Here is a 6827-nt window from a genome sequence, read left to right as displayed (position 1 = left end):
TCGCCCCCATCGGCCCCTCGGGGTCCGGCACCTCTAGGAAAATCGTCGCTATCTCCGGCATATCGCCCGTCGTGGGGATCAGGTAATCGTGCAGGTTCTCCGTCCGCCCCGGAATGAATTCCTCCATCAGCGCCAGTCCCAGCCCCTGCGCGATACCGCCCTCGACCTGCCCTTCGGCCAGCTGCGGGTTGATCACCCGGCCCAGATCATGCGCCGCCGTGACCTTGTGCACCTTCACCGTGCCAAGGCCCATGTCCACCGACAGTTCCACCAACTGTGCGCCATAGCCATAAACGGCATATGGAACCCCCTGCCCGTCCTCGTCCAAGGGCTGGGTCGGCGGATCATAGCTTTCCTCGGCGCACAGGACATAGCCATGCGCCTGCTCGGAAAGCGTGGCCAGATCAATCACTTGCTCCCGCGCGCCGTCGCTCACGCGCAGAATGGCGCCCTCAAGGTGCAGAACCGCCTCCGGCCCCATATTCGTCTGCTTCAGGATCAGCGCCCGCAATGCCTGCCCGGCCCTCAATGCCGCGCTTCCGGTCACGTAGGTTTGGCGCGACCCGGATGTTTTCCCGCAATCCGGCGTCAGCGCGGTATCCGCTCCGATGATCTGCATCTGCGCCAGCGGCAACCCCAGCGCATCCGCCGCGATCTGCGGGATTACCGTGTTCGATCCCTGCCCGATATCCACCGCCCCCTGGTGCAGGCACAGCCGTCCATCGCGCGTCAACCCGATCCGAATAGTCGACGGATTCGCGATCGCCGTATTCCCGCAGCCATACCAGCAGGAGGCGATGCCAACCCCATGCCGGACGCTCCCGCCCCCCGCATTGGCCCACTCGGCCCTTTCCAGCGCATCTGTCCAACGCCCTTCCAGCGCTTCCAGGCAAGCCGCGATTCCCACACCATGAAGAGTCTGGCCGAACACCGTCGCCTGCCCGTCGCGCAGCGCGTTCAGCTTGCGAAAGGCCAGCCGGTCCATCCCCAGCTTGCCCGCCAAGTCGTCGAACAGCGTCTCCTGCATGATCGCCGCCTGCGGCACGCCAAAGCCCCGGAACGCGCCGGAGATCGGCTGATAGCTGTAATTCGCCCGCGCCTCGGCGTGATAATTCGGGATGAAATAGGGCCCCGAGGCGTGGACCGGCACGCGGCCCGCCACGGTCGGCCCCCAGCTGGCATACGCCCCCGTATTGAAATCTCCGTCGAACTCCATCGCCACGATCCGCCCGTCGGCATCGGCGCCAAGGGTGCAGCGCATGTCTGACGGATGCCGCTTGGTGGTCGCAGCCATGCTTTCGGCCCGGCTATAGACCATCCGAGCTGGCTGTCCGGTCATCAGCGTCACCAGACCCAGCAGCGGCTGCAAGGACACGTCCAGCTTCGATCCGAACCCGCCACCCGTGGCCGCCGGTATGATCCGCACGGCCTCCGGCGGCAGGCCCAGCACCGCGGCGGTATCGTCGCGATCCATGATGGGCGCCTGCGTGCAGGCCCGGATCACCAGCTTCTCACCCTCCATCCATGCGACGCCTGCCTCGGGTTCGATATAGGCGTGCTCGACATATCCCGTCTGCATCGCGCCACTGACGGTAAAGGCGGCGTCCTGCATCGCTTGCCGTGCCGCGCCCCGCCGGACCTTGCCGGCGATCAACAGGTTGTCGGGATGCGCATCGTGCACGGGCCGGTCCGCCGGGTCCTCGCGCCACGTGATCGGAAAGTCCGACAGGTCCAGCGCCTCGACCACCGAAGGCTCACCGGCGATCAGCGCCACCGCTTCGCCCGCCAGCCGCGCGCGGTCCTCCGCCAGCGCCGGCTGGTCGCGAAACGCCGGGATCACGCCAAAGCGGTTGGTCCCGGCGATGTCCTGCGCCGTAAAAACCTGCACGCCTCGCGCCGCAGCCCAGTCCGCGACCTCTCCGAACTGAAAGGATACAGGTGCGTATGGTGCGCGCACCGCCCGCACCAGCAAAGCACCGTCCGGCACGTGATCCGCGCCATAGGCCTCGGTCCCGTCCACCTTTGCGACGCCGTCCAGTCTTGCGACGGCCGCGCCAACGGCCTCTCCGGCGTCGGGCATCGGCGCCACGTCGCCGGGAGTTGCATCCAGCACCGCATCGATAATCTTGGTGTACCCGGTGCACCGGCACAGCACGCCCCCCAGGGCCTCCTCGACCTCGGCGCGCGTGGGCTCCGGCGTGTCGCGCAGGAACGCTTCCGCCGTCATCACCATGCCGGGTGTGCAGATCCCGCATTGCGCCGCCCCGTGCCGCAGAAAGGCCTGTTGCAAAGGCGTGTGCGCCTGCCCCTCGATTGTCTCGATCTTTCGCCCCGCCGCCTGACCCAGCGGCGTCAGACAGGCACAGACCGGAGCACCGTCCAGCAACACGGTGCAGGCCCCGCAATCGCCTGCGTCACAGCCCACCTTCGTGCCGCGCAGGCGAAGGCCGTCGCGCAGGACCTCCGACAATCGCCGCGCCGGATCGGCGGGCAGTACGTGGCGTTGCCCGTTTACCGTCAGCGTGCACGTGTCCATCGGACGGTTCACGACACACCCTCTGCGCCGACCGCATCCGCCACCGCCCGGCGCAAAAGTTCCGTCGCCGCGTGCCCGCGATAGCCAGCCGTCGCCCGCATGTCGTCCAGCGGCGACAAGGCCGCGCAAACGGCATCCTCGGAAATGACATCCGCAAGCGTATGGTCTGCCGCACGCTCCCTCAGCACAGCCTCTACCTGCGGCAACCGCGTGGCCACGGCACTACACGCCCCCACGGCCAGCGCCACGTCGCTGATGCGCCCACCTTCCACGACCAACCGCACCGCGACCATGGCGATGGAAATCACCAGGTAGCGCCGCGCGCCAAGCTTGAGAAACCGCGACCGTCCGTTCAGCGCCGATCGCGGCACGTGAACACTTGTAACGATCTCGCCGGGGGTCAGCGCCGTGCGGCGCGGCCCGACAATGAAATCCTTCAATGGCAATCTCCGCACGCCCTCGCCCGAGACCAGTTCCACCTCTGCGTCGAGCGCCAGCAGGCACGGCACCCCGTCCGCCGCGGGCGAGGCGTTGCACAGATTGCCCGCGATCGTTCCCGCATTCTGGATCTGGCTCGAACCGACCTCACGCGCCGCCTGTTTCAGCATGTCGCACGCCGGCGGCAGCTTCGCTTTCAGGATATCCGTCCATGTCGTTGCCGCCCCGATGCGCAGCTCCTCATCGGTCACTGCGACCCCGCGTAAACCGGCCAGCCCGGTGATGTCCACCACCGGCCCCTGCAAGGCCCGCGCACCTGTTGCCGGGAAAAGATCGGTACAGCCTGCCGCCACGCGCCCACCGGTCTGCGCCAGCAGCGCCAGCGCGTCGTCCAGGGTTTCGGGCCGTGTGTATCCGGTCACGCCGCTCTCCATGTCGGGGTGCAGATATCGTGCGACGCGGTGTTTCGTCCTGTCAACTCAAAGCGTTTTGCCTTTGACCCGAGGCATCAGCGAAAGGCGAAACGCGTGCAACGATGGAATGTTGCGCCGCCTTTCAGACGCCCACATAGCGGTCCACGATCGAATGATCCTGCCGCAGGGCCTCCGCGCTCAGCACCTCGCCGTTCCGTCCGTTCTCGATGAACGCCACGCGGTCGGCCACCGACAGAACCGCATCTACCCGCTGCTCCACCAACAGAATTGCCACGCCCTGCGCGCGCATCTTGACGATCACCTGCCGGATCGCCTCGATCATCGAGGGCTGCAACCCCTCGGTCGGTTCGTCCAACAGCAGCGCCTTGGGTTGAATGCACAACGCCCGCGCCGTGGCCAGCATCTGCTGCTCTCCGCCCGACAGGGTCTGCGCCGGCTGGTCCATCCGCTCCCGCAACCGGGGAAAGAGGTCCAGCACCTCGTCCAGAACATCCTTGCCCGCGCCGCGCACCTGCAACCCGATCTCAAGGTTCTGCGCCACGCTGAGGCCGGCAAACAGCCGACGCCCCTGCGGGATATACCCGATGCCCGCGCGCGGCACCTCGTGGGCGGGCAGGCTGCCGAGATCCTGCCCATCCAGCGTGATCCGCCCGGACATCAGCGGCAACAGCCCCATGATCGTCTGCATCGTGGTGGTCTTGCCGGCACCGTTGCGACCCAGCAGGCACAGAATCTCGCCCGCCTCGACCCGCAAGGACAGATCGCGCAACACCTGTGCCGCGCCATACCCCGAATTGACCCCTTGCAGTTCCAGCATCATCCGGTCCCCAGATAGGCCGCCTGCACGTCGGCATTCTCGTGGATCTGCTGCGGCGTGCCCTCGGCCAGCATCTCTCCGAAGTTCAACACACTGACCGTGTCGGCGGTCTCCATCACCACTTTCATGTTGTGTTCGATCAGCAGGATCGTCGTCTCCCCTGCCAACGCGCGGATCAACGCCTTGAACGCGTCGATCTCCCCTTCCGAAAGACCCTGCGTCGGCTCGTCCAGGATCAGCAGTCGCGGCACCTGCACCAAACCCATAGCGATCTCAAGCAGCCGCTGGTGCCCGTAGCTGAGGTTCCCGGCGTCCTCGTCCGCCTGTGCTTCCAGCCCGACGCGGCCCAGAGCCTCCGCCGTGGCGGTGCCCACTGCGTTGCCGTGCAACCGCCGCCTTGCAGCCAGCGCCACGTTCTCCTTCACCGGCAGACGCGGAAAGATCGAGGTAATCTGGAACGTGTACGCCATCCCCTTCATAATGCGCTTGTGCGCGGGCAACCGGGTGATGTCTTCACCATCGAACGTCACCGTCCCCGATGTCGGCGAGATACGTCCACAGATCATCCCCACCAGCGTCGTCTTGCCCGCCCCGTTGGGCCCGATCAGCGCCCGCACCTCGCCTTGTGGCAGGTCAAAATCCACATCCGTGACCGCCTGCAACCCGTCGAACGACTTGGACAATCCCCGCACCTTGAGCAGCATCACGGCAACCCTTTCCACAGCCGCCGGCGCACTTCCCCGGTCAGGCCCTGCGGCGCGAACAGCGTCAGCGCCACCAGCGCCACGCCCGCGATCAGCATGTAGGCCGAGGTCACGCCGGAACTGAGGTCGATCAGGTAGAACATGAAGAGCGTGCCCACGAACGGCCCCAGCACCGTGCCCGCACCGCCCAAAAGAACCCACAAGAGCGGAAAGATCGAATACTGCACCGAGCCGAATGTCGCCCCGGCATAGCCGAACAGCAGCCCATAGAACGCCCCCGCGGCGGCCGAGATCGTGCCCGACACCACCATGGCTCCCAGCTTGTGCGCGTAGGTATCGTAGCCCAACATCCGCACCCGCTCCTCGTTCTCGCGGATGGCAATGAGTGTTCGCCCGAACCGGCTTTGCACCAGCCACAGCGACAGCAGGAAGCAGACCGAAAACAGCCCCCATGCCGCGAAATACCGCGCAGTCGGGTCGCTCAGGTCGATCCCCCACAGCACCCTTTGCGCCTGTTGGATCACGAACCCCTCGTCGCCGCGCGTGTATTCTCCAAAGTAGAGGATCGTCAGGTACCCCGCCTGCGCGAACATCAGCGTCACGATCATGAACGCCACGCCCGCCGTGCGCAGCGCCAACAGCGCCAGCCCGCCAGCCACCAGCGACCCCGCCACGATCCCCACGATCAACGCGGGCGCAGGCGTGAACCCAGCGTGCTGAATGGTCAGCCCCATCCCGTACATGCCAGCCGCAAAGAACAAGGCGTGCCCAAGGCTCAACAGCCCCGTGTAGCCAAACAGAATATTATACCCCACCGCATAACTGGCCAGCACCATGATCCGCGCAATATTCCCGTGATGGTACGCCGGCAGCACGAACTGCAACGCGAACAGCACCACCAGCAGGCCCAGATGCAATCCCAGAACACGCCCGCCCATGTTCATGCCGTTCTGGTCCCGAACAGGCCCTGCGGCCGGAATACCAGAACCAGCCCCACCAGCAACGTCGCGAGAATTTTCGCCAGCGTTGGCGAGAAGAAGACCGAGATAATCCCGTCGCTCAACCCAATGAACAAGGCGGCCAATACCGTGCCCGGAAGGCTCCCCAGCCCCCCGATGATCACCACGATAAAGGCCAGCAGCAACGGCTCGACCCCCATCAGGTAATGCGCCTGCTGGATCGGCACGATCAGTACCGCGCCCAAAGCTGCAAGCGCCGCGCCGATCCCGAAAACAAGCGCATAAACCCGCTCCACCGGGATGCCAAAGGCCAGCGCCATGTCCCGATCCGCCTGCGTGGCGCGCATCAACAGGCCGATCTTCGTGCGCGCCATCATCGCCCAGACCCCGCACAGCACCGCGCCCGCGGCGAAGATCACGAACAGCTTGTAGGACGTGATGCTCCACCCCCACGGCTGCGCCATGCCGAACAGCGTCTCGAACCAGTCGAACCACGGCAGCTCGACCCTTGTATTAAACGGCGCCTCCACAGGCCTCGCTTCGGGGCCATAGGTCATCAACGTCAGTTGCTGGATGATATAAAGCAAGCCGATCGTCGCCACGATCGTCCGCTCGGGATCATACTCAATACGCTTAAGTATGGTCACATCCGCCGCCGCGGCCAGCACCCCCACGACCAGCGGCGCGATCACCAGCGCGGCAACAAACCCCAGCGCCGGATGCCCGCCCACCATCTGCGCCACGTACCAGGCGATCACCGCACCCAGCATGTAGAATTCGCCATGCGCGATGTTCACCACCCGCATCACGCCAAAGACAAGGCTCAGGCCGACGGCGGTCAGCGCCAGCACCGCCGCCGTCACCGCGCCTTCCAGCGTGGCGAGGATAAGATGAGGTCCGAATTCCATCAGGTCAGGTCACACGCCCCGGCCCGCCGCG

The 6827-nt window shown here is 65.8% G+C and carries 6 protein-coding genes; all 6 read right to left on the bottom strand.

The window, feature by feature from the left end; translation table 11 throughout:
- Positions 1-2548 (bottom strand): molybdopterin-dependent oxidoreductase (locus RBB18_RS08945; RefSeq protein ID WP_306121244.1); only part of this gene is annotated, 2548 nt, incomplete at its 3' end.
- Positions 2545-3396 (bottom strand): xanthine dehydrogenase family protein subunit M, encoded by an 852-nt coding sequence (locus RBB18_RS08940; protein WP_306110907.1) that lies wholly within the window; start codon positions 3394-3396, stop codon positions 2545-2547. The genes RBB18_RS08945 and RBB18_RS08940, both read right to left, overlap by 4 nt.
- 133 nt (positions 3397-3529) lie before the next feature.
- Positions 3530-4225, bottom strand: a complete 696-nt coding sequence (locus RBB18_RS08935; RefSeq protein WP_103763688.1) for an ABC transporter ATP-binding protein — start codon at positions 4223-4225, stop codon at positions 3530-3532.
- Positions 4225-4932, bottom strand: a complete 708-nt coding sequence (locus tag RBB18_RS08930) for an ABC transporter ATP-binding protein (RefSeq protein WP_211286146.1) — start codon at positions 4930-4932, stop codon at positions 4225-4227. Before RBB18_RS08930 ends, RBB18_RS08935 begins: the two co-directional genes overlap by 1 nt.
- The gene (locus tag RBB18_RS08925) at positions 4929-5867 is read right to left on the bottom strand and encodes a branched-chain amino acid ABC transporter permease (RefSeq protein WP_371931614.1); all 939 of its coding nucleotides are present in this window, start codon (positions 5865-5867) and stop codon (positions 4929-4931) included. The genes RBB18_RS08930 and RBB18_RS08925 overlap by 4 nt, the downstream gene beginning before the upstream one ends.
- Positions 5868-5869: 2 nt before the next feature.
- Positions 5870-6796 (bottom strand): branched-chain amino acid ABC transporter permease, encoded by a 927-nt coding sequence (locus RBB18_RS08920; protein ID WP_103763585.1) that lies wholly within the window; start codon positions 6794-6796, stop codon positions 5870-5872.
- Positions 6797-6827 lie beyond the last annotated feature (31 nt).

Source organism: Roseovarius sp. MMSF_3298 (assembly GCF_030733705.1).
GTDB lineage: Bacteria > Pseudomonadota > Alphaproteobacteria > Rhodobacterales > Rhodobacteraceae > Roseovarius > Roseovarius confluentis.
The sequence above is the reverse complement of the archived record's forward strand: the minus strand, read 5'-3'. Positions and strand labels throughout refer to the sequence as shown.